This window comes from Acinetobacter sp. LMB-5, from assembly GCF_001541635.1.
GTDB lineage: Bacteria > Pseudomonadota > Gammaproteobacteria > Pseudomonadales > Moraxellaceae > Acinetobacter > Acinetobacter pittii.
In genome coordinates, this window is the sequence record NZ_LRDR01000102.1 from 1 (window position 1) to 345 (window position 345).

Annotated in this window: 1 protein-coding gene; it reads right to left on the reverse strand. The window is 41.2% G+C overall.

The features are described 5' to 3' along the window. Nucleotides 1-345: Tn3 family transposase (locus tag AW165_RS18695; RefSeq protein ID WP_155859669.1), on the reverse strand; the 345-nt coding region annotated here is incomplete at both ends.

Sequence of the window (345 nt, forward strand, 5' to 3'; positions counted from 1 at the left end):
TATCCGAATAGGTCAAGGATCGCAAAGTTAACGTTATTGACGCCATGAGTGTCGGTGGCCAGAGTTTTTGGGTCTATATCACTGGTATTGTTATAGAGTAAGTCAAAAGCATGATGCGCTTCATACTCGTTCGCTGAAATGACTTTAGTGTTCACTGGTACGTGGTTTGATACTAGTGTGAGAGCCGAAACACCTTTTCCTTTACGGAAGTACTTTGCCGAGAATCGCGCTTTAAATGTGTTTATACGACAAGCATGTTTTTGACCATCAATACTACCAAACGGAGCAGATTCATTAATTGTGTAATAGCTGAATATTGGGAGCTTTGCCAAGGCATTGGAAATC